This window comes from Oceanicola sp. D3 (assembly GCF_006351965.1).
GTDB lineage: Bacteria > Pseudomonadota > Alphaproteobacteria > Rhodobacterales > Rhodobacteraceae > Vannielia.
Genome location: NZ_CP040932.1, coordinates 2,156,320 through 2,179,340 on the forward strand (window position 1 = coordinate 2,156,320; position 23,021 = coordinate 2,179,340).

The window sequence follows — 23,021 nt, forward strand, 5'->3', positions numbered from 1 at the left end:
CCGGGTTACACCATCACCTTGCCGCCTTCCTTGATCGCATCGGCGGTGTTGGCGCCGTTGAGGATCATCTTGTTGTGCGGCTCGCCCGAGGGGATCATGGGCAGGCAGTTTTCGTGCTTCTCGACGAGGCAGTCGAAGAGCACGGGGCCGTCGTAGGCCAGCATTTCCATGATCGCATCGTCGAGGTCTGCCGGGTCGGAGACGCAGAAGCCCTTGGCGCCGAAGGCCTCGGCCAGCTTGACGAAGTCGGGCAGGCTTTCGGACCAGCTATGCGAGTAGCGCTCGCCGTGAAGCAGCTCTTGCCACTGGCGGACCATGCCGAGGCGTTCGTTGTTGAGGATGAACTGTTTGACCGGCAGGCGATACTGCGCCGCGGTGCCCATTTCCTGCATGTTCATCAGCCAGCTTGCCTCGCCGGCCACGTTGATGACCAGCGCATCAGGGTGGGCGATTTGCACGCCGATGGAGGCGGGGAAGCCGTAGCCCATGGTGCCGAGGCCGCCCGAGGTCATCCAGCGGTTGGGGTCTTCGAAGCCGAGGAATTGCGCCGCCCACATCTGGTGCTGGCCGACCTCGGTGGTGATGTAGCGGTCGTGATCCTTGGTCAGGGCCTCCAGCCGCTCCAGCGCGTATTGCGGCTTGATGGTTTTCTTGGAGGGCTCATAGGAGAGGCAGCGGACGGCCTTCCACTCGGCGATCTGTTTCCACCACTTTTCCAGCCCGGGTTTGTTCACCTTGCGGCCACGGGACTTCCAGATGCGCAGGGCATCCTCGAGCACATGGGCCACGTCGCCGACGATCGGGATATCGACGTGGATGACCTTGTTGATCGAGCTTGGGTCGATGTCGATATGGGCCTTGGCGCTGTTGGGAGAAAAGTCGGAGGTGCGGCCGGTGATCCGGTCGTCGAAGCGGGCGCCGATGTTGATCATCAGGTCGCAGCCATGCATCGCCAGATTGGCCTCGTAGAGACCGTGCATGCCCAGCATCCCCAGCCATTGCTTGCCGGAGGCGGGGTAGGCGCCGAGGCCCATCAGGGTGGAGGTGATCGGGAAGCCGGTGGCCTCGACGAACTCGCGCAGCAGTTGGCTGGCCGCCGCGCCGGAGTTGATGACGCCGCCGCCGGTGTAGAACACCGGGCGCTCGGCCACTTCCATCGCCTCGACCAGCGCGGTGATCATCTCGGCGTCGCCCTTCACCTTGGGCGCATAATGCGACTGCATCTGCTTGGGCGCGGTATAGGTGCCATTGGCAAACTGCACGTCTTTGGGGATGTCGATCAGCACCGGGCCGGGGCGGCCGGAGGTGGCGACGTGGAAGGCCTCGTGGATGGTTTGGCCGAGGTCGTCGGTATCTTTCACCAGCCAGTTCATCTTGGTGCAGGGGCGGGTGATGCCCACCGTGTCGGCCTCCTGGAACGCATCCGAGCCGATGGCGAAGGTGGGCACCTGCCCGGTGAGGACGATCATCGGGATGCTGTCCATCAGCGCGTCGGTGATGCCGGTGACGGCGTTGGTGGCGCCGGGGCCGGAGGTGACCAGCACTACGCCGGGCTTGCCGGTGGAACGGGCATAGCCCTCGGCGGCGTGGGTTGCGCCCTGTTCGTGGCGGACGAGGATGTGGCGGATGTCGTTCTGCTGGAAGATCTCGTCGTAGATCGGAAGGACGGCGCCGCCGGGGTAGCCAAACACGACTTCAACGCCCTGATCCTTCAGGGCCTGAACCACCATTTTTGCTCCGGTCATCTGACGTGCCATTTTCTCTCTCCGTTCTGGCGTCATCTATCTGCGATTCGCATAAAAAAACCCCCGAGGGCAATCGGGGGCGCATGGGATAAGGTGTTGAGCTTTCCGGTGATTACCGGCCCATGCGCCTTTCTCCTACAAGTACAAGAATGGATGCCATTCGAGGTGCCTCATGCGTTTCGCGTGTGGCGGAAACTAGGAGAGGTGACGCGGGGCGTCAACCGGGTTTGTGGAGAAAATTTCGCTGTGAGCGGATTGTTGGTAATTTTGTTTCAGGAGTCGCGGGCGGCCAACTCGAATCCTCTCGCGTCATTACGCGTATCCGCGAGACAGCCAGATGTCATAGGGCAGGAGATATTCTGAAATGTAGAGAACGGCAGAAAGCACCACATAGGGGAGATAGCATGCCAGTGCTCCGGGGCGACGCGTGATTGCGAGGTCCAACAGGGCAGCAAGCGCAACGATGTAGGAGAATTTGGTGAAGGGGAGGCCGGTATGGCCGCTGCTGTTCAGCAGAGCATAGCCTGCAAGCATGAGGGCAGCGGCCAGGGCCAAGGTTCGGGCGCTTATCCAGATCATTCCAAAATGTTCTCCCAGATCCGCGCGCCGGGCATCAGGCTGCCGTCGCGATTGATCGTGCGGTATCTGTCACTGTCGGCCAAACACGGAAGGCACTTAGGGGCGGACGATAATGCCACGTGCCTTCAAGAAGTCGATGTCGGCGGCGGAAACGCGCGCCGATCCGCGCAGGTCCACCTCTTCGAGGTTGGGAAGCCGGGCAAGGGCCGATACCTGCTGCAACTCGAAGACATGAAAACGGGCTGTCCTGACCTGTTTCGCGATCCGCACGAAGCCGGGCACGCCGGTCAGCCCCGAATAGTCGTGAAAATCGACATCCAGATGCGTACAGGCTGCGAACCGGCACCGAAGAACCTCCACCAGCAGACGATTTTCCGGGCTGCTGTTTCGGAAGGCGGGCAACCAGAGCGGTTTGGCAAGCCAGGCAAGGGCCAGCGTCGCCACGAGAGCCGCCGCTATCAAGGAAAAACGTCTCACCCGAGAACCCCCTCCCAAACCCGTGCATCTGACCCGAAATCGGTGATGTCCGGATCATCTCTGTTTTCTGATCCCCTTGCGATAGCGAGCAGGTAGAGATCCCCGACATTCGACGCCGAAGCCGTGCCGAGGGCGAGCCGCCAGCTCCGGTTGAAGCTGGCGTAGTCGTTTGAAAAGTACGAATACGCCTTGGAGTAGTAGTCTTGACCCCCTGGCGCTGATGAAATGCTCATGAGCTTGCGCAGCTTCCTGTGGGTAGATCTCGCGTAGCCAAGCAGAAAGACGGCTGATGAAGCCCGCAGTCTGAAGCGCTTTTAGGCCGCTGATTTCACTTTTTGATAACACCATCATACCTGAAAGACCCAAGCTGCACCAATTAACAGGTAGACCTGTGGCCCCGGGGGACGTTCTTCGCAAGGTGCATGGTGCGTCCTTGACGGGGTGTGGCGAGCGAGCATCGCCATGGTTCGGGTGCGCTTCGGTCACCACGTGCACACGCCGGGGGGAAATGCTGCGGGCGGGGCCGTCGGGGATTTGTGCATTTAGCACACATGTTTACGACACGATCCTCATACGGCCCAAACCGGTTTGATTCGATGGCCGGGCCGCAAGCGCCGGGAATGTGCGAGGATGCGGGATGTTTGCGGTAACGGGGCGGCTTGGCGCGGGCGCTGCCTAATAAATGCACCGGTAGGGCGCGGAATATTCTACATTTTGCGCAGAGCACGCCCGTCTTTTTGTTTTCAAACCGCTTTGCCACCACTAGGGTGCAAGCACTGTATAACCGGTCCGGGAGGAACCAGGCCGGAACAAAAAATGAGAGCAACTTAGGGGAGGATCATCTATGGATCGCCGCTCTTTTCTGAAAACTTCGGCCCTTGGTGGTGGCGCTGCCGCCGCAACGACGCTGGCCGCGCCCGCCTATGCTCAGGGCAACCGGACGCTGACCATGGTCACCACCTGGCCGCGTGGTCTGGCGGGCGTTTGGGACTCGGTTGAACGGGTCGCCAACAACATCACCGCAGCCACCGACGGGCAGATCACCGTTGAGCCGAAGGCGGCGGGCGAACTCGTCGGCGCGCTGGAGAGCTTTGACGCGGTGGTTTCGGGTCAGGCCGACATGTATCACGGCGCTGACTACTACTGGGTTGGCCAGCATCCGGCATGGGCCTTCTTCACCGCTGTGCCCTTCGGCATGACCGTGCCCGAGCTGATGACCTGGTACTACGGTCAGGACGGCATGGCGCTGCACCACGAGCTGGGTGAAGTGTTTGGCGTGCGCGGCTTCATCGCCGGTCAGACCGGCGCGCAGGGTGGCGGCTGGTACCGCAACGAGGTGAAATCTGCCGATGATTTCAACGGCATGAAGTTCCGTATGCCGGGCCTCGGCGGCGAAGCGCTCTCCAAGCTGGGTGCCTCGGTGCAGGTTCTTCCGGGCGGCGAGATCTATCAGGCCCTTTCGACCGGTGCGCTGGACGCGACCGAGTGGATCGGCCCGTGGTCGGACGAGAAGCTGGGCCTGCAGGAAGTCTGTGACTTCTACTATCCCGCTGGCTTCCACGAGCCCGGTGCGGCCCTGTCGGCTGGTATGAACCTCGAAGTGTTCAACAGCCTGACCCCGGCGCAGCAGAAGATCGTCGAGATTGCCTGTGCCGACGCTCACCAGGCCAACTACGCACAGTTCATCGCCAACAACGGCCCGGCGCTGGCCCGTCTGAAGCAGGGCGGCACGCAGGTGAAGGAATTCACCCCGGACGTTTGGGATGCCTTCGGCAAGGCCTCGGTCGAGCTGCTGCAGGGCTACACCTCGGACGATCTCTTCGCCAAGATCCACAAGAGCGCGATGGACAGCATGAAGTCGTCCTCGGGCTGGCTCTCGGTGTCCGACAGCTTCTACGCCACTCAGCGCGACCGCGTTCTGGCGGCGATGTAAGGGCGAAAGCTGCTTGAAAGACAGGGCCGCGCGCGAATATACGCGCGCGGCCATTTCACATAAAAGGGGCAGGGCGTATGGGGACCGCGCTCGTGTGGTTCATCCAGAATGTCGGGATGGGCTTTTACAACATCTTCTACGCGATCACGCACCCGGGGCTGTGGTTGGATTGGAGCAACGGCGAGAGCCTGATGCGCTTCATCTACTACGGGGCCTCGGTTGAGCTGTTTTTCGCGGTGTTCGACATCTTCCTGGTGCTGACCGTGGTGGGGATTGTCTGGCCGCGCATCATGTGGGGCGTCGTGCGCGGGCTGGAGTGGTTTGCCAACGGGGTGGGCCGCACGGTGGCGTGGATTGGCCTTGTGATGGTGCTCCAGCAGGTGATGGTTGTGTTCCTGCAATCGGTCTTTCGCTTTGGCGAGATCACCATTGCGCCCTTCGGCTTTGGCTTCACCCAATCGGTGGGTTGGTTTGCCGAGGAGCTCAAGCTTTACAACGCGATGATCGTCGCCCTCTGCGTGACCTATGCCTTCGTGCAGGGCAGCCACGTGCGGGTGGACCTGATCTACTCGGTGGTAAAATTCCGCACCAAGAAGGTGATCGACATGTTCGGTTCGCTCTTCTTCATGGTGCCGGTCGCGGTGCTGACGTGGCTTTACGCGTGGTTCTTCCTCTGGCGCTCGCTGATCACGCCGAAGGTGAGTGCCAGCGAGGGGCTGGACCTGCTGATGCGCAAGAGCAAGATCGTGAAGTGGAACGTGGAGACCATCGGCTTTTCGCCCAATGGCTTCAACGGCTACTTCCTCTTCAAGATCCTGATGGTGGCCTTCTGCGCGCTGGTGCTGCTTCAGGCGGTGGCCTACTTCTACCGCTCGCTGCTGGAGTTCCGCGAAGGGCCTGAGAGCGCCGACAAGTATCTCGATAAAGACACCCTCGGTGAGGGTGAAGAAGCCTATGAAGGCACGCACTAGGGGTAGGGCAGATGATTTTCGGACTTGATGGCGTCGAGATCGGCCTACTGATCGTTCTTGTCTGCCTTTTCGCAGGCATTCTCTCTGGCTTCCCGGTGGCCTTTGCCATTGGCGGGGCGGGGATCATTTCTTTCGGGATCATTGCGCTGCTCGACGGGCAGGGCATCTTGATACACCAGGCGATTGATACCGGGAGCGATGCCTATCGGGAGATACTTGCCACAGGGGTGCATCGAGACGATGTGAGCGTGTTCCGATACCCGGAGTTACCAAGGGTTGAGGTGCCGCTGTTTCCGGGTGGCTGGGAGCAGGCGATCAACCGGAACCTCTCTTTTGTCGTGAACCGGATGAACGAGCGGGTCTTTGCGGGCCAGTCGATTGAGACTCTGCTGGCGGTGCTGATGTTCGTGATGATGGGCATCGTGCTGGAGCGCTCGAAGATTGCCGAGGATCTGCTGACCACGATGGCGAAGGTCTTTGGCCCGCTGCCCGGTGGCCTTGCGGTGTCGGTCGTGGTTGTGGGGGCCTTTCTGGCCGCCTCCACCGGCATTGTCGGCGCGACGGTGGTGACGATGGGCCTGCTGAGCCTGCCCACGATGTTGCGCAACGGGTATTCGCCCGAGCTTTCGACGGGCGTGATCGCGGCCTCCGGCACGCTGGGGCAGATCATCCCCCCATCCATCGTCATCGTGCTGCTGGGCACGCTGGCGGGGGATCTTTACTCCACGGCGCAGGAAGCGCGGGCGCAGTCGCTTGGATGTTCGGATGCCTTGACGCTGCTAGGGCGGCCTGCGGTGGTTTCTGTCGGCACGCTGTTTCAGGCGGCGATGCTGCCGGGTGTCATGCTGGCGGGGCTCTATGCGCTTTATGCCTTTGGCTATGCGGTGGTGAACCCCTCCAAGGCGCCCTCGGTGCAACTGGAAAGCACCACCGGCGGTGAGGTGATTACCCGCCGCGAGGGGCTGACGTGGTTTTTGGCGCTGCCCGTCGTGCTGATTGGTGGCGTGGTGCTGCTTGGGCAGGTTGGCGTGATTGGCAGCCAGGTTGTGCGCGCGGTGCAGACGGAGGCTGGCGGCGTTAACGGTGGGCTGCTGCGCACCAACGTGAGCGAGCAATGTCAGGCGGCGATGATCGAGCTGCACGGGCAGGAGCGCTGGGATGCCTCGGTGGCCGCGCGGGCGGCTGGTGTGGAGCCGGTGCAGGAAACCGCCCCGGCGGAGGCCGCTGAGGGCACGGACGAGGCCGCGGCCGAGGCTGTTGCGCCGGTGCCCAACGCCCCGCCGATTGGCTCGGGTGTGGCGGTGCTGGCCGTGCTCTTTGGCCTGACGTTCATGGTGGCGCGGGGCGTTGCCCCCTCGGCCAGCCCGATGCCGCTGATTGTGGGCGCGGGGGGCATTGCGGTGATGCTGTTGGCGGATGCGCTGCTGATCCAGTCGGGGATGTCCTCGGCGGAGACGCTGGTGATCCTGCTGCTGCCGCTCATCGTGATCCTCTGGGCGATGCGGGATGCGGCACGGAGGCTGGCCAGCAATGAGCTGATCCGCGTGGTCTTTCCGCCGCTGGTGCTGATTGTGGCCGTGCTTGGCTCGATCCTTGGCGGCATCACCAACCCGACCCCCGCCGCCGCGCTCGGCGCGGCCGGGGCCATCATGCTGGCGGCCTATCGCAAGCTGAAGGAAGAGGGCCGCTCGGGGCAGATGATCCTGATTGCCACCTATGCGACGATCATCATGATCCTCGCGGGGGTGAACTTTGATCTGCGGATCAATCAGGAGACGGTCACCTTTGTGACGTGGATCGCCTTCCTCGTGGCCTTTGCCGCCTACATGGTGGCCTTCTTCGGGGTGCTCTACGGCGTTTGGGTGCTGTATCGCGGCGCGGTGATGTCACCTGTGGTGCGGGAGACGGCGAAGGTGACGAGCATGGTGTTTACCATTCTCATCGGCTCGCAGTTGCTGAACCTCGTGGTCATCAGCTTTGGGGGCGAGCATTACATCCAGCAGTTCCTCAAGAGCTTCGACAGCGAGTTCAAGGTGTTCCTGATCGTGATGCTGGTGATGTTCATCCTCGGCTTCGTGCTCGACTTCCTTGAGATCATCTACATCGTGGTGCCGATTGTGGGGCCGGTGATCTATGGCGGGACGATGGACCCGAAATGGGTGACGATCATGATTGCGGTGAACCTGCAGACCAGCTTCCTGACGCCGCCGTTTGGCTTTGCGCTGTTCTACCTGCGGGGCGTTGCGCCGCCGCAGGTGACGACGGGGCATATCTATCGGGGTGTGGCACCGTTTGTGCTGATCCAGGTGGTGGGCTTGGCGCTGCTCTGGGCCTTCCCGGGGATCGTTTCGATTGTGCCGGATTTGATCCCGAACTGATCGGGGCTGATATGCGAAAAGGGCGCCTTTCGGGGCGCCCTTTTTGTTTTGCGGGGCCGGGCATGGCACAGCTCCCGCCCACCCACCCCGCCGTGCCATGCCCGGCCTGCGATCATGGCGGCGTGGCTACAGCTCGGGACTCACCAAAGCAGGAACCTGCACGGGCGCTCGCCATCACCTGACCCCGGCATGGCCGACGCGCCGCCCGGCATCAACGAAAATAGCCGTATCCCCGGAGGGGCCCCTCGGCGATTTTCATTGACCCCGGTCCGCCCGCCGTCCTTTGGGGTGTCAGGCGACGGAGGGCTCCGAAGCAGGTTGGCTTGTGGCGGTTAGCCCTGTTGGGGGGCGGCTTCGAGTGCTGAGATGATGGCGGAGAAGTCGGTGGCCTTCAGGCTGGCGCCACCGACAAGCGCGCCGTCGACGTTGGGCACGGCGAAGATTTCGGCGGCGTTGCCGGGTTTCACCGAGCCGCCGTAGAGGATGCGGGTGGCCGCGCCTGTGGCCTCGCCAAAGCGGCTTTGAAGACGTGCACGGATGAAATCATGCACTTCGCCGATCTGCTCGAGGGTAGGCGTGCGGCCGGTGCCGATGGCCCAGATGGGCTCGTAGGCAACAACGAGGGTTTCGGCGGTGAGGTCATCGGGGATGGAGCCCGAAAGCTGTTCGCCGATGATGTCGAGCGTTTGGGCGGCGTCGCGCTCGGCCTCGCTTTCGCCCACGCAGATCACGCAGGTGAGTCCGGCGGCGAGGGCGGCCTTGGCCTTGGCGCAGATGTCTTCGTTTTGCTCGCCGTGGTCGGCCCGCCGCTCGGAGTGGCCAAGGATGACGTAGCTGGCGCCGGCATCGGCCAGCATGCTGGCGGAGACATCGCCGGTGTGCGCGCCGGCGGCAGCGGCGTGGCAATCCTGCCCGCCTACGGCAAGCGCGGTGCCCTCGGCGGCGGCGGCCATGGGGGCGAGCAGCGTGGCGGGCGGGCAGAGCAGGATATCGACGCCGGGGGCGCTGTGGGCGGTGGTGAGGGCCGTTACCTCGGTGAGGTTGGCCCGGAGGCCGTTCATCTTCCAGTTGCCTGCGGCGAGTTTGCGTCTCATGCCCAACCTTCCTTTGTCTCTGTGGTTGCGGGGAGTTAGCCCCGAACGGAGCGGGCTTGCAAGGTGTGGGGCGTGGGCGAAAGGGCGCGGGATCGGGCGGGGCCGTGCGAAAGGATTGGAACCGAAGGCGCGGGATGGTGTTGAGTAGAGAAGGCCGGGCACATTTGCCCGCCCCGAGGAGGCTGCCCTGATGACACGCTGGACCCCTGTTTTGACCGTTGTCGCGGCCTTGGCCGTGGTGCATGTGCCCGCCCCGGTGGAGGCGCAGGGCGGTGGATTTCTCAACCAGTTCAAACGCGACCTGAGAGAGGCGCGGCGGGATATGCGGCGCAAGATGGGCGTTGATATTCGCGTCGAGCGCAAGCGGGCGCCGCAACAGGCGGCGGCTGCGCCGCGCGGGCCGGTGATCCGGCGCGAGACGGGGTTGGTGGCGACCTCCATCCGCCCCGAGGGACGGCCCGGTGCGGAGATTGCGCAGGAGAGCGGCCCGAGCGCGGCGGAGGTGCGGCAGGAGGCGCTGCTGGCCGAAGCGGTGGAGGCCGGTGATCTGGCACCCGAAATTGCGCAGGTGATCCGCGCGGGGAGCTTTCCGACGATGGAAGAGCTGGAAGGACGCGCGGCGGGGCTGGGCAACGGCTGGTTGCCGGGCGGGGCCGAGATGGCGCTGCGTGGCACAGAGGTGATTTGCGAGGATGGCGGCGAAGGCGGATGTGCGGCGGTGGCCGGAGATCCGGCGCTGGCCGATGTGCGCGGCGAGGCCGAGGTGATCGAGGCGCAGGCCGAGGCGGTGCGCAGCGTTGCCGCTCTGCCGCGACTGGCCGCTGCGATGGCTGAGGTGCGCCGCGAGCGGGCCAGTGCCGAAGCGAACGCAGCCGATACGGCGCGGGAATACCCGGTGGCGCGCGGCGAGGAACTGCCGCCGATTGACAGCCTGCTGGACGCGCAGGGCAACTGAGCCCCACGCGCGCTTGCACTCCCCCCGGGTGCTGCGGCATCAGGGGGCGGAAGAGCAGGAGGTGCGCGGCGATGAAGACGATCCCCAGACTTGATGCAGAGGCGGTGCTGGCCAGTGAGGCGGAGGCGCTGGAGGCCGTGCGCGGTGCGGCGCTGGAGACGGGCTTCATGGTGCTGGAAAACACGCCCTTTGCGCCCGAGCGGATGGAGCGGCTGATCGAGACCTATCGCGCGTTTTTTCATCTGCCGGAGGCCGAGAAGGCGAAGGTGGATATGGCGAAGACCGGCTCCAACCGGGGCTGGGGCGGCATGCGTTCGGAGCAGGTGGACCCGGCGAGCAACCCGGACCTCAAGGAAGTGTTCGACTGCGGCTTTCTGTGGCCGGAAGCGGCGGAGGCGGGGGCCCCGGAGCGCTACTATGCGCCCAACCTCTGGCCGGATGCGCCGGAGGGCTTCCGGGCCGAGGTGGAGGGCTATTATCAGGAGGCTCTGGGCTTTTGCCGTCAGCTGTTGGGGGCGATCTCTGAGGCGATCGGGGAGGACCGGAGCTACTTTCAGCAGAAGTTCGTACATCCGATGGCGCTGTTGCGGGCCAACTTCTACCCGGCGCGGCCCGGTTGGGCGGGAGACAAGGATTTTGGCATTGCGCCGCACACCGATTATGGCTGCCTGACCCTGCTGGCGACCGATGGTGCGCCGGGGCTGGAGGTGCTGCGGCGGGATGGCTCATGGGAGCCGGTCGCGGCCGAGCCCGGTGCCTTCGTGATCAACTTTGGCGAGATGCTGGAGATGTGGTCTGGCGGGCGGGTGAAGGCGACGTTGCACCGGGTGAGGGGCGGCGGCGAGGAGCGAATTTCGATTCCGCTGTTCTTCAACCCGGAGTGGGATGCCGATGTTGCGCCGGCGGGCGCTGGCGCCCCCATCCGCGCGGGGGACCATTTGGCGAAGCGCTACGACGAAACTTATTTGCACATGGCAGACGCGCAAGACGTGGCAGGCAGCGGGGCGGCGACGCCTTAGAGCATCTTCTCCAGCGCAATCGTGGCAAACAGGCCGATGACCGCGAAGATCATGGCGTAGACGGCCATATATTGCAGCTTGTCGAGCGTGTTGCCGTTGCGGCGGCGGGCGTGAGTGAAGCCTGCGAGGGCGCCGAGGGCGAGGGCGGCGAGGACAATCATGCGTGTTGGCATCCCGAAAGGTTACGGGGCGCCTTCTAGTGCAGAAGACGCCCCTGTGAAAGCGCGGGTTTGAGGCTGCGGCGGAATGGCCGCAGGGCTCAGTTTACGGCGGTGCGGCCGCGCGGCTTGAGCGCCGAGATTTCGGACACCCGGGCGCGGACCACGGCATCGGAGCCAAAGCCGTAGCGGGCCCAGCCGAGGGCCTCGGTGCGCACGGCGGCGGCCTCGGGCACGCGGCCCATCAACTCGTAGGCCTCGGCCTTCAACAGCAGCAGCGTGGAGAGCAGCGCGGCATTCTCGGCGCGGCGCACGGCGGGCAGCACCTCGTCGATCAGGCCGATGGTGCCATCTGCCTGACCCGCAGAGAGCGAGAAGGCGGCAAGCTGCATGGCCACATGGGCGGCTTGGATCTGAGTCTCCGGGTTGTTCCGATAGAGGCGGGAGGCCTCAAGGAAACTGGCCAGAGACAGCTCGGGCTCCGCCGAGAGCGACAGCCGACCCAGCGCGTAGAGCGAGAAGGCGGCGCGGTTGTCGGACCAGCCGTGGCGCTTGGACAGGTTCACCGCGTTCTTGGCCGCCGCGAGCCGTGCGGCCGGGCGGGCGCGTGGGCCGAGGGCAGTTTCGATCGAGTCGATCCAGGCGCGGGGGGTGTAGCCCGGCTGGGCGCCGCGGCCACGAGTGCCCGCGGGGTTCACCCGGGCGAGGATGGCGGGCAGACGCGCGGCGACCTGGCTGCGCTCCATGCCGGAGCGGAGGGCCGGATCATAGTAGACCCGCAGCATCAGCATGTCGAAGCCGGTGAGGACGGTGTGGAAGTTATCGTCGTTGAACACGGAATCCGGCAGGCGGTAGAGATCGTTGAGCGGGCCGAGAGCCTGGGCGATTTCTTCGTGCAGGCAGTCGCGCACCTCTTGCGGGCTCACGTCGCCGGGCATGAAGACGGCGATCTGCTTGCGCTCGGCCAGCGCGGCCCAATCGACGGCGCGGGAGCGGCGGGCCTTGCGAAACTCGGACCAGCTGGAGACGTTGGGCACCACGAAGCAGGCGGCCTGCGGCACCAGCCGTTGCAGCTCGCGCTTGGAGACGACCTGAACGGTGATGGAGGGCGAGGGGTTGCCGGGTTTGGAGAGGCGGATATCAATGCCGGCCTCCGAGCGCAGGCGCGAGACCAGACGCGTGAGATCGCCGGTGAGAGAGGCGGGCGCGTTGCCCTTGACGGTGACTGTCACCGGCCCCTCGAAGCGGGAGAAATGCGGCAGGCGGCGGCCACTTTCCATTCGGAAGGTCAGATCAAGAAAATCGACGGCAAGCTGCGCGTTGGAGCGGTAGGTGGGCGCCACGCGGGGCGTGGAAAAGGTGCGCATGGGTGGCAGTGAGCCGGTGTAGCTTTCGCGCCGCTGGGGCACGTCGACATCCGGAACGGAGACAGAAGAACAGGCAGTCAGAAAAAGGGCGAGTCCCGCGGGCAGAAAGCGGTTCAACATCAGGCAGCGCTCCGTTGATATTTAATGAAAGGCGTCAGCTCTCCGACCCGGTCGTAGAGCTTTCGTGCCTCGGTGTTGAAATCCTGCGTCATCCAATAGACGTAAGGCGCCCCCAGCGCCTCCGCATGGGAATAGACCGCCTCGATCAGCGCCCGGCCAGCGCCGGTGCCGCGAAGCGATGGGTCCACGTAGAGATCGCCGAGGTAGCAAACATCCTCGACCCTCCAGAGGTGGCGGTGGATCACGCAGTTCACAAGGCCAATTGCCTCGCCATCCACTTCGGCGAGAAAGCCGAAGGTGCCGGGATCGGACGCATCCACAAGCCGGGAGAAGGTGGTGGCATACACCTCCTCGGGCCGGGTGGCCTTGTAGAACGTCAGATAGTCGGTCCAGAGCCGACGCCAAGCGACTTCGTCGCCGGGCGCGAGCGCACGGATCGTGGCAGTGGAGGGCATGGCGGTCCCTTATGTCAGGCGAGAGTCAGATTACCGCGAGATTGCCGCAGGGCGAGGAAAAATCACGCCTTTGCGACTTCTATATTGGCGGCGTTGCCAATGCGCCCAAGGGGTTACGGGATAAACCTCACGTAGTGGGGCAATTGTTGCCGCCCCCAAGATATTGCCTGCGCGCCTATGTTCACCGGCTGGAAACAGTCACTCCGATGTGCTGTTTCGGTTCAACCGGCGGGCGAATGGCGCGACGGTGAGGCCCTGGACGATGATCGAAAACAGCACGATCACGTAGGTTGTGGTGAGAATCAGGGGCTTCCATTCCGAATCGGGGAGCGACAGCGCGAGGGCGATGGAGATGCCGCCCTTGAGGCCGCCCCATGTCATCACCGGGATCACGTTTTCGGGCATGGTGCGGAAGGGGCGCAGGATGAGCACAGGCACCGCCACGGCGGCGAGCCGGGCCAGCAGGGCCAGCGCGATGGCGGAGACTGCAGAGACGAGGAAGCTGGCGTCGAAGGTGACGGCGAAGATCTCTACCCCGATCAGCAGGAAGAGCACGGCGTTGAGGATCTCGTCGATCAGTTTCCAGAAGGCATCGACATATTCGCGGGTTTCCGAGGACATCGCATCGCGGTAGCTGACCTCACCGACGAGCAGCCCGGCGCAGACCGCCATGATCGGGGCGGAGACGTGCAGCCAGATCGCCAGCTCGTAGCCGCCGAAGGCCAGCGCGAGGGTGATGAGCACCTCAAGCGAGTAGTCGTTGATCCGGCGCATGACCCGCCATGTAAGCCAGCCGAGGATCATCCCCAAGGCCGCGCCGCCCAGCGCCTCTTGGGCAAAGAGCACGGCGGCGCCGGTGAGCGCGTCGGCGGTGCTTAACGTGTGCTCTGCGCCGTGGGCCGCGGCTTCACTCTCGCCATGACCACCCGCGCCGGGAAAGGCGAGGCCGATGAGGACGAGGAAGACGACATAGCCCACGCCGTCATTGAACAGGCTTTCGCCGGCGATCTTGGTTTCCAGCCGCTTGTTCAGGTTGGCCTCGCGCAGCACGCCCAGCACCGCCACCGGATCGGTGGGCGAAATCAGCGCGCCGAACACGAGCGCGATCATCAGCGGCATGCCGGTGATCCACGAAAAGCCCACGCCCGCGATGACGGTGGAGAGGCCGACGCCGATGGTGGCCATCATCAGCACGGCGGGCCATTCGGCGCGCAGATCGGCGATTTTGACGTGGAGCGCCCCGGCGAAGAGCAGGAGGCCGAGCATGCCCTCAAGCAAGGCATCGGAAAACTCGATGCCTTTCACAACGGCAGTGATGCTCTCTTCGACGGTGGAGGCGGGATAAATGAAATCAAAGGCCAGAACGCCGAGCGAGGCCAGCAGCGCCACGACGAGGATGCCGATGGCGGAGGGCAGCTTGAACACCAAGTAGTTGATGGTGCCGAAGGCGGCGGCGAGCACGATGAGCAGCGAAGCGATCTGGAGGAGGGTCATGGAACGTCTCTTGCTTGCGCCCCCTCGGGGCTTGTGAACATCTGGCGGGGCTGGCCCGGGATTGGGCTGTTATAGGCGAGGGGGCGATGGAGCGGAAAGATCGAATTGATGCCTTCGGGGCCGCTTCGCTGGTGACCTTCTCGTTGGTGCTCGGGTTTGGGCAGGTCATCATCAAGGTGGGCAATGAGGGGTTTGGCCCGGTGTTCTTTGCCGGGATGCGCTCGGTCGTCTCGCTTGCCTTTCTGCTCGGCTGGATGCGGCTGAGGGGCCTGCCGCTGGAGGTGGCGCGGCCGCTTTGGGGTGTGGGACTTGCGCTGGGGCTGTGCTTTTCGCTGGAGTTCCTGATGCTCTTCATCGCGCTCGATCTCACCACCGTGGCCCGCTCGGCGCTGATGTTTTACACCATGCCGGTGTGGCTGGCGCTAATGGCGCATTTTCTGCTGCCCGGCGAGCGGCTGACGGCGGTGAAGGCGGCCGGGCTGGCGCTGGCCTTTGCGGGCGTGTCGATTGCGCTGCTGAGCGGGCGGAGCGGCGGGCAGGGTGCCATAATCGGGGATATTTGCGCCTTGCTGGGGGCATGGGGCTGGGCGGGGATTGCCTTGATCGCCCGGGGCACGCGGATGCGGGAGGTGCGGGCGGAGAGCCAGCTGTTTTGGCAGCTTGTCGTCTCTGCCGTTGTACTCTTGGCCGTGGCTCCGCTGTTTGGCGCGGTGCTGCGAGAGCCGGGCCTGCTGCATTGGGGCATTCTGGGCGTGCAGGGCGTGGTGATCTCGGGCGCGGCGTTTTTGTTCTGGATGTGGATCCTGAAGTATTACCCGGCGAGTTCGGTGGCGAGCTTTGGCTTCTTGACCCCGGTGTTTGCCGGTGTGCTGGGCTGGCTGGTGCTGGGTGAAGAGCTGCGGCCTGCGGTGCTGGTGGCGCTGGTGCTGGTGGCGGCGGGGCTTTGGCTGGTGAACCGCCCGGCGGGGCGGGTTCGGGTGGTTTGAGGGGCCGAAAGGCGGCTGGGGTCAGGTGCCGCAGAAGGTGGCCTGAACCTCCTCGTGGGGTGCGGGCGGCAGGCGCAGATCCTCGGTGCCCTCAGGGGGATCGAAGGGGGTGGCCAGAGCTTTGATCAGCCGGGCGGATGGGCCGAGATCACCTGACACGGCGGCTTGAATGGCCTCTTCTATGCGGTGGTTGCGCGGGATGATGGCGGGGTTGGCCCGCAGCATGACATCCTCGGACGGCGCACGGGCCTGCCATTTTGCGTGCCATGTGGCGAAGGGCAGGCTCTCGGGCAGGGGATTGTGGCCCTCGCTTAGCGCCCGGAAGGTGTTGGTGAAGTCGGCCTCTTCCTGTGCCATGAGTTCGAGCAGTTCGGTGATGAGGGGCAGGTCATCGGGCGTGGGCGTGGCAAGGCCGAGCTTGGCGCCGAAGCGGGCGAGGTAGGCGGCCTGATAGCTGTCGCGGAAGGTGTTGACGCAGGCGGTGGCCTCGGGAATGGCCTCTTCGCCGCCCATGACGGGCAGGAGCGCGGAGGCGAGCTGGGCGAGGTTCCAACCGGCGATATTGGCTTGCTGATCATAGGCATAGCGGCCCATCCGGTCGATCGAGCTATAGACGGTTTGCGGGTGATACCTGTCGATAAAGGCGCAGGGGCCGTAGTCGATTGTCTGGCCCGATATCGCCATGTTGTCAGTGTTCATCACGCCGTGGATGAAGCCGAGGGACATCCAGTGGGCGACGAGCTGCGCCTGCGCTTGGACGACGGCGGCGAGCAGGCCCATTGGCCCGTCGGCCTCAGGGTAGTGGCGGTGCAGCGCGAAGGCGGCGAGCGCTTCCAGCGCCTCGGCATCGTTGCGGGCGGCGAAATACTGGAAGGTGCCGACACGGATGTGGCTGGCGGCCACGCGGGTGAGGATGGCACCGGGCAGCGGGCCCTCGCGGCGCACGGTTTCGCCCGTGGCCACGGCAGCGAGGGCGCGGGTTGTGGGCACGCCGAGGGCGTGCATCGCTTCGCTGACGATATACTCACGCAGCACCGGGCCGAGCCATGCCCGGCCATCGCCGGAGCGGGAAAACGGGGTGCGGCCGGAGCCTTTGAGCTGAAGGTCAAAGGTGCCATTGGGGGTTTCGATGTCGCCCAAAAGCAGCGCGCGGCCATCGCCAAGCTGGGGCGACCAGCCGCCGAACTGGTGCCCGGCGTAGACCTGCGCGATGGGGCTGTGCTGGGCCGGGGGCGCGTTGCCGGACAAAAGCGCAACGCCCTCGGGGGATTTCAGCGCCTCCGGGTCAAGGCCAAGCTCCTGCGCCAGCGGTTCGTTGAGCAGCAGCAGCTCGGGGGCGGCGACGGGGTCGGCCTCCTGCGCGTGAAAGAAGCGGGGGCCGAGCGCGGTGTAGCTTTGGGAGAGGGGGAGATGCAGGGTCATGCCTTGGGTGTGTTTCCGAGTTCCTTTGACATGAGGAAATAGCGCTCGCGCGGCTGGAAGCCAGCGCGGGAGTAGAGCCGTTGGGCCTTGTCATTCTCGCGGTCGACTTCGAGATGCATGAACCGCACGCCAGCCTGACCGAGGGCGGCCAAGACCTTGTGCAGCGCTTCCATGCCGATGCCACGGCCCCGGACGGAGGGGCGGACCCAAAATTCATCAATGAAGCCGTCGATGCCGCCGAGCTCGATGGCCCAGCCGAAGCAGACGCAGATATAGCCGACCGGCGCGCGGCGGGGGCCGATGAGGTAGATGGCACCGAGCGGGTTGCCCTCCAGCAAGGGCATGATGGCGCGGGCGCGGTGCTCGTCGCTCAGGTCCAGCCCGAGTTCCTGATGGAAGCGGTAGACCATGGAGAGCAGCCGCTCGGCGTCTTCCGGGGTGGCAAGGTGGATTTGGGCGCTCATGGCAGGCGGGCCAGACGTTCGGTGAGCAGGGCGAAGAAACCGGGCGCGTCGATGGTGCCCATGAAGGTGGCGTTGGGTGCGCGGTCGGTGACGCCCCACCAATCGGCCACGGTCATGCCCCGGGTGAGCGGGCTTTGGGTTTCGATCTCGACGTTGATGTGCCGCCCGGTGAAGAGCGTTGGGTTGAGCAGGTAGGCGATGGTGGTTGGGTCGTGGAGGGGGCCGCCCTCGGAGCCGTATTTGGCCACGTCGAAGCGCTCGAAGAAGCCGACCCAGCCCGCCACGGCCCCGCCAGCGGCATTGCCGAGCGCCGCAAAGGCGGCGTGGCGGGGGCGGGTGACGAGGGCTTTGTGGGTGACGTCGAGCGACATGACGGTGATTGGGACGCCGGACTTGAACGTGATTTCAGCGGCTTCGGGATCGACGTAGATATTGAACTCGGCGGCGGGCGTGATGTTGCCGACCTCGAAGTAGGCGCCGCCCATCAGCACGATCTCGGCGATCTTTGGCGCGATATCAGGCGCGCGCTGGAGGGCGGTGGCGATGTTGGTGAGCGGGCCGAGCGGGCAAAGGGTGACGGTGCCCGGTGCCTCTGCCCGGAGCGTTTCGATGATGAAATCGACCGCATGGGCGCTTTGCAGGGGGAGCTGCGGCGCGGGCAGATCGGCCCCGTCGAGGCCGGTTTTGCCGTGGACGTGCTCGGCGGTGGTGAGGCTGTGGGCCAGTGGCTTTTCGCAGCCTGCGAAGACAGGCACATCGGTGCGGCCGGAGAGTTCGACCACCTTGCGGGCGTTGAGCGAGGTCAGCGCGAGCGGCACGTTGCCGGCGACGGCGGTGACGCCGAGAACCTCCAGCTCGGGCGAGGCGAGGGCCAGCAGGATGGCCACGGCGTCATCCTGTCCGGGGTCGGTATCTATGATGATCTTGCGGGGGGACATGGGTGCTCCTTTGGGCGCGGAGAGTGGCGGCGAGGTGGCGGGATGTCCAGTGGGGGTGCGCGGGCTCGGCGGGTGCGCGCGGCGGCAAGGTTTGGGTGAGGGCAAGAAAATCGGCGCGGGCGCGCGTAAACCTTGATTTGGGGTTAATGCGGGGCGATGGGGGCGGTAAAGGCTGCGGGAGACACAGGCAGGGGACGGGTATGCGGGCAGTGATGCGGGTGGTGGTGGTTTTGGGGCTTTTGGCCCTTGGGGCGAGCTTTGCCGGGCGCTGGTGGGCTTGGGGCGACAGTTTGGCGGTGGCGCGCAGCTGGGTGGGGCTTGGCGGGCTGGTTTGGCTGGCGCTGTGCGGTGCTGCAGGCGCGCTAACGTGGCGCTGGGTTGCTGCGCTGTGGCTAGTGGTGCTGGCGGCGCTTGCCCCGGTGGGGTGGGACAAGTGGCGGCCTGAGCCCGGCGGCGCGGCGGCGTTGGTGATCTATCAGAAGAACATGAACTTTCGGATGCCTTCGGTGGCACCGCTGGTGGAAGATGTCCAAGCTGTCGGGCCCGATATGGTGACCCTTCAGGAAGTGGATGCGGAGAACCAAGCGGTGATGGCGGCGCTGGTAGAGCGCTACCCCGGCCAGCATTATTGCGCATTCTCGGCGGTTGGGGGGCAGGCGGTGATGGCTCGCTGGCCTGCGCTGGAACGCCGGTGCGGCTATGGCTGGGCGGGGATGCAGGTGGATGCGCCGGGTGGCCCGGTTTGGCTGGTGTCATTGCACTTGCACTGGCCTGCGCCCCATTCACAACATGCGCATCTGGCCAAGGCCCTGCCGGAACTGGCGGCGCTGGAAGGGCCGGTGTTTTTGGGGGGAGACTTCAACATGGTGCCATGGTCGGGGGCGATGGCACGGGTGGAGGAGGCGATTGGCGCGCGGCACATGGGGCGGGCGCGGCTGAGCATTGAGCAGTTTGGCGGCAAGCTGTGGTTGCCGATCGACCATGTGCTGGCGCCGGAAGGCTGGGCCGGGCGGACGGTGATCCGGCCACAGCTTGGGTCGGATCACTTTGGGGTGGTTATGGAGTTGGTTGCGCCGTGAGCGCGGCGATGGGGTGGGCAGATTGCCCACCCTACGGGATTGCGCCTAGCCCGATCAGCCGTCGATGGCGGTGCCCATGATGGCGAGGCTCTTTTGGTAGACGGTGGCGGCGTTCCATTCCTTCAGGACGCGGAAGTTGTGGGTGCCTTCACCGTAGGGCTGGCCGGGCTTCCAGCCCTTGGCGCGCAGGTAGTTGGCGGTTGAGGCCAGCGCGTCGGACGGGTTGTTGAGATCAAGACGCCCGTCTCCGTTGCCGTCCACGCCGTATTTGAGCGCATTGCCGGGCAGAAACTGGGTGTGGCCCAGCTCGCCGTGCTTGGCGCCGATGGCATTGGGGGACATGATCCCGCGGTCGATCATTTTGAGCGCGGCAATGGCGTGGGGCAGGAAGAAGGCCGGGCGGCGGCAGTCATAGGCCAGCGTAACGGTGGCGTTCAGCACGTTGCTGTCGCCCATGAAATTGCCAAAGCCGGTTTCCATCCCGTGGATCGCGATGATGACGCCGGCGGGCACGCCGAAGCGGCTTTGCAGGCCGTTGTAATAGTTGGCATTGCGGGCGCGGCGCTTTTTGCCTTGGGCGATGATGGTGTTGGAGCCGCGGATCTGCATGAATTTTTGCAGGGAGTATTTGAAGCTCTTCTGGTTGCGGTCGGCGGCGATGGTGCGTTTGGCGTAGCGTGTTTGCGCGAGGGCTTGCAGGCCGCGCTGGCCAACGCCGTTTTGCTGGGCCACCTTGGCAAAGTCGGCCTTCCAGGCCTCAAAACCATTCGCGTTTTTGCCGCACCCGATGGCGGATGCGGCGGCTGGCGCAAGGGCAAGGAGGGCAGCGGCAAGGAAGGGTTTGAACATCGGAAAATACCTCGTGAAAATGACGTCTGTGACAGGTTAATCGGTGGGCTGTAAATGGCCAAGTCACAAAGCGGCTATGGCGGAAACTTGCCGGGGCGGCCCAGGCAAGAGAGGCACCAAGAGAGGCGGCGAGAGAGGCGTGTGGAGATGAGCGTGATTTTGCAGGAGCGGTTGGGCGCGTTGCCGCCGGCGTTTGGGCGGCTGCCGGGCGCGGCCCCGCTGGATATGGAGCGGTGGCTCATGGTCGATGAGGCTTATGGGGCGCAGATGGCCGAGCGGGAGCGGCTTTTGGCGGAGCGGCGCAACGAGGTTGTGGCCCTGGAGGCGGGGCGCGAGCCGGTGGCGCTGGAGGCGCTGGAGATGGTGCTGGCGCATATCGCTGGCCGGGACGCGTGGCAAGTGGAGGGGCGGCGCGTGCGCTGCCCCGATGGCCGCCGGGTGGAGGTGGATGAGGAAGATCCGCTGGGCAGTTTGGGGCGGCTGATTACCGAGGACATCTGCCTGCTGGAGGCGCGGGACGGCGCGCAGGTGCTGGTGGGGGCCGTGCTGTGCTTTCCGTCCCGCTGGGTGCTGGCGGAGAAGATGGGCCGGGCGATGCTGCGCATTCACGCGCCAGTGGAGGTGTATGGCGAGGAGCTGAACACGCGGGTGGAGCGGATGATGGTGGCCCTGAAACCGGGGCGGGGCCTGTGGCGGGCCAATGGGCATTTTCACTCTGACCCGAGCCTGTTTTATCCGCGCGCGGAGGTGGCGGAAAAGAAGTGGGAGCCGGAGGCGCGGTATTTCAGGAGTGAGCGGCAGGCGCTGATCCGGATGCCGCAGACGGGGGCAACGCTGTTTTCCATCCACACGACGGTGGTGGAGGCAACGGCGCTGAGCGCGGCGCAGCGGGCTTTGGTGGGCGGGTAGCGGAGAACCTAGCGCTTAGAACAGGCCGCCGAGAAGCGCGCCGATGCCGCTGCTGGTTTCGCCATAGGTTTCATATTGGTCGCGCTGGACGAAGTTGGTTGCCTCGCGCCCGGAGCTGGCGCCAAAGAGCGCCGCATCTTCGCCGAGGATCAGCGAGAAGATATCCATATAGCCAAGCGCGGGGTCGGCCCCGGTCAAGCTGGCCCCGAAAACCACGAGCAGGGCAATGCCGCCGTAGACGTAGTAGGGCAGCGGGCGGGCAAGGTGGATGGCGATGATGACCAAGGCCGCGATGGGGTGCACGAGGGCCACGGCAAAGGCGGCGAGCCAGGGCGTGAATTTTTGCATGCCGGGCGAGGTGGCGGCGGTTTGCCGGCCGGGCAAGCCAGCGCCGAAGAGGAAGCCGACCCATTGCACCTGTTTGACGTGGGCCTGGGATTTGCGCTTGTCGCGCTCGACCCGTTCGCGGGAGGCCTCGCGGAGCTTTTCCAGACCGTCCGGGGCGCTTATGGCAGCAGCGCCGCCGCCACCGCCACCACCAAGGCCGCTCATCGCCATGCCGCCGCCGGTGCCGGACTGCCCGATGCGCTCGCGGGCGGCGGCGTCGGGGGTGGAGAAAAAGTCATCCACCGCGTTGCCGGTTTTACCGCCGGTGGGCAGGGGGCCGGAGGGGGCGCTTTCGGGGCGGGCGTCGGCCATGCCTTCGGGGCTATGAGCGCCTTCCGGTTGCAGTTGAAAAACGCCTTCGCGATCCCGCAGGGTCAGCTCGATATGGCCTTGGGGATATTCCACTGACGGCGGTTTCATGGCCACGGCGATCACCTCGCCGGGCCCGGCGCCGAACTGGGCCCCATCGCCAAGGATGCGGCCAGCCTCGCGGCAGTGGTCGATGAAGGCATAGGCGCGGTCGAGCAGGTAGGGCAGGCGGGCCGGGGCCTCGCGGAAGAGCAGCGGGCGGCCAAGCACCTCTTCGGCGTGATCGAGGCGGAAGCCGATGACCTGTGTGCCCTCTGCCACGCGGCCCGAGGAGAAGGGCCGGGGGTGGCAGAACAGCGGCAGCGGAAACAGCACATCTGCCATGGCGAGGAACCGCTCGGGCGAGAAGAGCTGGTCGGACTGGCCCCAGTGGACCGCCAGAGGCTCGGCCTCGATGGCGATGTGGCTGGCGGCAATCTGGGTGAGGGCGAGCAGGGTTTCGAAGGTGTCCTGACTGCCGGCATTGAACCCCTTGGCCTCGGCCACCACGGCAATGAAGGCACCGTGGGCCGCAACATCCACGCCCGCGTTCATCCCGGTGAGGCGGGTATATTCGGAGGCCATCGCCTTGGTGAGGCGGCTCTCGGTGAGCCGTTTGCCCGCCTGCGCAATGGTGAGGCTGAGCCCCTCGGCCTCAAGCTTCGCGCCTTGGCCGGGCTTGTGCATGGTGGTCTGCAGATCAATGCCGGAGGGTGCCATGATTTCTTTGACACTGTTTGCAATGCCCTCGAAATCCACCTCCGGCGGGGCGGGATAGAGAAGCGCGGCATCGGTCCGGCTGGGGAGGGGCATGTTGTGTGCCTCTTTTGGTTCACTGCTTGGCCCGCGTGATGCCACGGCAATCTGGCCTTAGTTGGGCGAGGTGAGGGCAGA

General features: G+C 65.1%; 21 protein-coding genes. 8 read left to right on the forward strand and 13 right to left on the reverse strand.

Going from position 1 to position 23,021, the window contains the following annotated elements; genetic code table 11:
- Positions 1–5: 5 nt before the first annotated feature.
- The 3 genes from FHY55_RS10925 to FHY55_RS10935 all read right to left on the reverse strand — a co-directional run bounded on the left by FHY55_RS10925 (position 6) and on the right by FHY55_RS10935 (position 2,801).
- Positions 6–1,757 (reverse strand): acetolactate synthase 3 large subunit, encoded by a 1,752-nt coding sequence (locus FHY55_RS10925; protein ID WP_140014225.1) that lies wholly within the window; start codon positions 1,755–1,757, stop codon positions 6–8.
- A gap of 300 nt (positions 1,758–2,057) precedes the next feature.
- Entirely contained in the window at positions 2,058–2,324 is a 267-nt protein-coding gene (locus FHY55_RS10930; RefSeq protein WP_140014226.1) for a hypothetical protein, read from the reverse strand.
- A gap of 96 nt (positions 2,325–2,420) precedes the next feature.
- Positions 2,421–2,801: a hypothetical protein gene (locus tag FHY55_RS10935; protein WP_140014227.1), complete on the reverse strand. Its 381-nt coding sequence runs from the start codon at positions 2,799–2,801 to the stop codon at positions 2,421–2,423.
- 844 nt (positions 2,802–3,645) lie between these two features.
- Between FHY55_RS10935 and FHY55_RS10940 the strand changes: the two genes are divergently transcribed.
- From FHY55_RS10940 to FHY55_RS10950, 3 genes are all read left to right on the forward strand, one after another.
- The gene (locus FHY55_RS10940; RefSeq protein ID WP_140014228.1) at positions 3,646–4,734 is read left to right on the forward strand and encodes a TRAP transporter substrate-binding protein; all 1,089 of its coding nucleotides are present in this window, start codon (positions 3,646–3,648) and stop codon (positions 4,732–4,734) included.
- Between the two features lie 77 nt (positions 4,735–4,811).
- The gene (locus FHY55_RS10945; RefSeq protein ID WP_140014229.1) at positions 4,812–5,705 is read left to right on the forward strand and encodes a TRAP transporter small permease subunit; all 894 of its coding nucleotides are present in this window, start codon (positions 4,812–4,814) and stop codon (positions 5,703–5,705) included.
- 11 nt (positions 5,706–5,716) lie between these two features.
- Positions 5,717–8,083: a TRAP transporter large permease subunit gene (locus tag FHY55_RS10950; protein WP_140014230.1), complete on the forward strand. Its 2,367-nt coding sequence runs from the start codon at positions 5,717–5,719 to the stop codon at positions 8,081–8,083.
- Between the two features lie 332 nt (positions 8,084–8,415).
- Here FHY55_RS10950 and tpiA read toward each other — a convergent pair whose 3' ends face one another.
- Complete coding sequence (gene tpiA, locus FHY55_RS10955; RefSeq protein ID WP_140014231.1) at positions 8,416–9,177, reverse strand: triose-phosphate isomerase; 762 nt, start codon at positions 9,175–9,177, stop codon at positions 8,416–8,418.
- A 190-nt stretch (positions 9,178–9,367) separates the two neighbouring features.
- On the opposite strand from tpiA, the gene FHY55_RS10960 reads away from it, so the two are divergent.
- Both FHY55_RS10960 and FHY55_RS10965 read left to right on the forward strand, forming a co-directional pair.
- Positions 9,368–10,132 (forward strand): hypothetical protein, encoded by a 765-nt coding sequence (locus FHY55_RS10960; protein WP_140014232.1) that lies wholly within the window; start codon positions 9,368–9,370, stop codon positions 10,130–10,132.
- A 71-nt stretch (positions 10,133–10,203) separates the two neighbouring features.
- Positions 10,204–11,151 carry an isopenicillin N synthase family oxygenase gene (locus FHY55_RS10965; protein WP_140014233.1) on the forward strand — a complete coding sequence of 316 codons (948 nt, stop codon included), beginning with the start codon at positions 10,204–10,206 and terminating at the stop codon, positions 11,149–11,151.
- Here the strand turns inward: FHY55_RS10965 and FHY55_RS20515 are convergent.
- The 4 genes from FHY55_RS20515 to FHY55_RS10980 form a co-directional block, all read right to left on the reverse strand.
- Positions 11,148–11,312 carry a hypothetical protein gene (locus FHY55_RS20515; RefSeq protein WP_168222980.1) on the reverse strand — a complete coding sequence of 55 codons (165 nt, stop codon included), beginning with the start codon at positions 11,310–11,312 and terminating at the stop codon, positions 11,148–11,150. The two genes, FHY55_RS10965 and FHY55_RS20515, sit on opposite strands and share 4 nt — an antisense overlap.
- 98 nt (positions 11,313–11,410) lie before the next feature.
- Entirely contained in the window at positions 11,411–12,796 is a 1,386-nt protein-coding gene (locus tag FHY55_RS10970; RefSeq protein WP_140014234.1) for a DUF2927 domain-containing protein, read from the reverse strand.
- Positions 12,796–13,251, reverse strand: a complete 456-nt coding sequence (locus FHY55_RS10975) for a GNAT family N-acetyltransferase (protein ID WP_140014235.1) — start codon at positions 13,249–13,251, stop codon at positions 12,796–12,798. Before FHY55_RS10975 ends, FHY55_RS10970 begins: the two co-directional genes overlap by 1 nt.
- Before the next feature lie 198 nt (positions 13,252–13,449).
- Entirely contained in the window at positions 13,450–14,745 is a 1,296-nt protein-coding gene (locus FHY55_RS10980) for a sodium:proton antiporter (RefSeq protein WP_140014236.1), read from the reverse strand.
- A gap of 86 nt (positions 14,746–14,831) precedes the next feature.
- Between FHY55_RS10980 and FHY55_RS10985 the strand changes: the two genes are divergently transcribed.
- Positions 14,832–15,731, forward strand: coding sequence for a DMT family transporter (locus tag FHY55_RS10985; protein ID WP_140014237.1), 900 nt, complete (start codon positions 14,832–14,834; stop codon positions 15,729–15,731).
- Positions 15,732–15,752: 21 nt separating this feature from the next.
- Here the strand turns inward: FHY55_RS10985 and FHY55_RS10990 are convergent, their stop codons facing one another.
- Genes FHY55_RS10990 through FHY55_RS11000 form a run of 3 tightly spaced genes read right to left on the reverse strand, consistent with a single transcriptional unit; the run spans position 15,753 to position 18,555 of the window.
- Positions 15,753–17,153: a YdiU family protein gene (locus FHY55_RS10990; protein WP_140014238.1), complete on the reverse strand. Its 1,401-nt coding sequence runs from the start codon at positions 17,151–17,153 to the stop codon at positions 15,753–15,755.
- Positions 17,150–17,617, reverse strand: coding sequence for an N-acetyltransferase (locus FHY55_RS10995; RefSeq protein ID WP_140014239.1), 468 nt, complete (start codon positions 17,615–17,617; stop codon positions 17,150–17,152). Before FHY55_RS10995 ends, FHY55_RS10990 begins: the two co-directional genes overlap by 4 nt.
- Positions 17,614–18,555: a nucleoside hydrolase gene (locus FHY55_RS11000; protein ID WP_140014240.1), complete on the reverse strand. Its 942-nt coding sequence runs from the start codon at positions 18,553–18,555 to the stop codon at positions 17,614–17,616. Before FHY55_RS11000 ends, FHY55_RS10995 begins: the two co-directional genes overlap by 4 nt.
- Positions 18,556–18,755: 200 nt before the next feature.
- Between FHY55_RS11000 and FHY55_RS11005 the strand changes: the two genes are divergently transcribed.
- On the forward strand, positions 18,756–19,634 hold the full coding sequence (locus FHY55_RS11005) for an endonuclease/exonuclease/phosphatase family protein (RefSeq protein ID WP_140014241.1): 879 nt from the start codon (positions 18,756–18,758) through the stop codon (positions 19,632–19,634).
- Positions 19,635–19,688: 54 nt separating this feature from the next.
- Here FHY55_RS11005 and FHY55_RS11010 read toward each other — a convergent pair whose 3' ends face one another.
- A complete protein-coding gene (locus FHY55_RS11010) occupies positions 19,689–20,483 on the reverse strand; it encodes a lytic transglycosylase domain-containing protein (RefSeq protein WP_140014242.1) in 795 nt (264 codons plus the stop codon).
- Positions 20,484–20,630: 147 nt separating this feature from the next.
- On the opposite strand from FHY55_RS11010, the gene FHY55_RS11015 reads away from it, so the two are divergent.
- The gene (locus FHY55_RS11015) at positions 20,631–21,392 is read left to right on the forward strand and encodes a DUF3445 domain-containing protein (RefSeq protein WP_254695288.1); all 762 of its coding nucleotides are present in this window, start codon (positions 20,631–20,633) and stop codon (positions 21,390–21,392) included.
- A gap of 15 nt (positions 21,393–21,407) precedes the next feature.
- On the opposite strand, the gene FHY55_RS11020 is transcribed toward FHY55_RS11015, so the two are convergent.
- On the reverse strand, positions 21,408–22,940 hold the full coding sequence (locus tag FHY55_RS11020; protein WP_140014243.1) for a hypothetical protein: 1,533 nt from the start codon (positions 22,938–22,940) through the stop codon (positions 21,408–21,410).
- Positions 22,941–23,021 lie beyond the last annotated feature (81 nt).

Coding starts and splice junctions, on each gene's coding strand:
- FHY55_RS10925 (WP_140014225.1), bottom strand. CDS start 1,757: ATGGCACGTCAGATGACCGGAGCAAAAATGGTGGTTCAGGCCCTGAAG.
- FHY55_RS10930 (WP_140014226.1), bottom strand. CDS start 2,324: ATGATCTGGATAAGCGCCCGAACCTTGGCCCTGGCCGCTGCCCTCATG.
- FHY55_RS10940 (WP_140014228.1), top strand. CDS start 3,646: ATGGATCGCCGCTCTTTTCTGAAAACTTCGGCCCTTGGTGGTGGCGCT.
- FHY55_RS10945 (WP_140014229.1), top strand. CDS start 4,812: ATGGGGACCGCGCTCGTGTGGTTCATCCAGAATGTCGGGATGGGCTTT.
- FHY55_RS10950 (WP_140014230.1), top strand. CDS start 5,717: ATGATTTTCGGACTTGATGGCGTCGAGATCGGCCTACTGATCGTTCTT.
- tpiA (WP_140014231.1), bottom strand. CDS start 9,177: ATGAGACGCAAACTCGCCGCAGGCAACTGGAAGATGAACGGCCTCCGG.
- FHY55_RS10960 (WP_140014232.1), top strand. CDS start 9,368: ATGACACGCTGGACCCCTGTTTTGACCGTTGTCGCGGCCTTGGCCGTG.
- FHY55_RS10965 (WP_140014233.1), top strand. CDS start 10,204: ATGAAGACGATCCCCAGACTTGATGCAGAGGCGGTGCTGGCCAGTGAG.
- FHY55_RS20515 (WP_168222980.1), bottom strand. CDS start 11,312: ATGATTGTCCTCGCCGCCCTCGCCCTCGGCGCCCTCGCAGGCTTCACT.
- FHY55_RS10970 (WP_140014234.1), bottom strand. CDS start 12,796: ATGTTGAACCGCTTTCTGCCCGCGGGACTCGCCCTTTTTCTGACTGCC.
- FHY55_RS10975 (WP_140014235.1), bottom strand. CDS start 13,251: ATGCCCTCCACTGCCACGATCCGTGCGCTCGCGCCCGGCGACGAAGTC.
- FHY55_RS10980 (WP_140014236.1), bottom strand. CDS start 14,745: ATGACCCTCCTCCAGATCGCTTCGCTGCTCATCGTGCTCGCCGCCGCC.
- FHY55_RS10985 (WP_140014237.1), top strand. CDS start 14,832: ATGGAGCGGAAAGATCGAATTGATGCCTTCGGGGCCGCTTCGCTGGTG.
- FHY55_RS10990 (WP_140014238.1), bottom strand. CDS start 17,153: ATGACCCTGCATCTCCCCCTCTCCCAAAGCTACACCGCGCTCGGCCCC.
- FHY55_RS10995 (WP_140014239.1), bottom strand. CDS start 17,617: ATGAGCGCCCAAATCCACCTTGCCACCCCGGAAGACGCCGAGCGGCTG.
- FHY55_RS11000 (WP_140014240.1), bottom strand. CDS start 18,555: ATGTCCCCCCGCAAGATCATCATAGATACCGACCCCGGACAGGATGAC.
- FHY55_RS11005 (WP_140014241.1), top strand. CDS start 18,756: ATGCGGGCAGTGATGCGGGTGGTGGTGGTTTTGGGGCTTTTGGCCCTT.
- FHY55_RS11010 (WP_140014242.1), bottom strand. CDS start 20,483: ATGTTCAAACCCTTCCTTGCCGCTGCCCTCCTTGCCCTTGCGCCAGCC.
- FHY55_RS11015 (WP_254695288.1), top strand. CDS start 20,631: ATGAGCGTGATTTTGCAGGAGCGGTTGGGCGCGTTGCCGCCGGCGTTT.
- FHY55_RS11020 (WP_140014243.1), bottom strand. CDS start 22,940: ATGCCCCTCCCCAGCCGGACCGATGCCGCGCTTCTCTATCCCGCCCCG.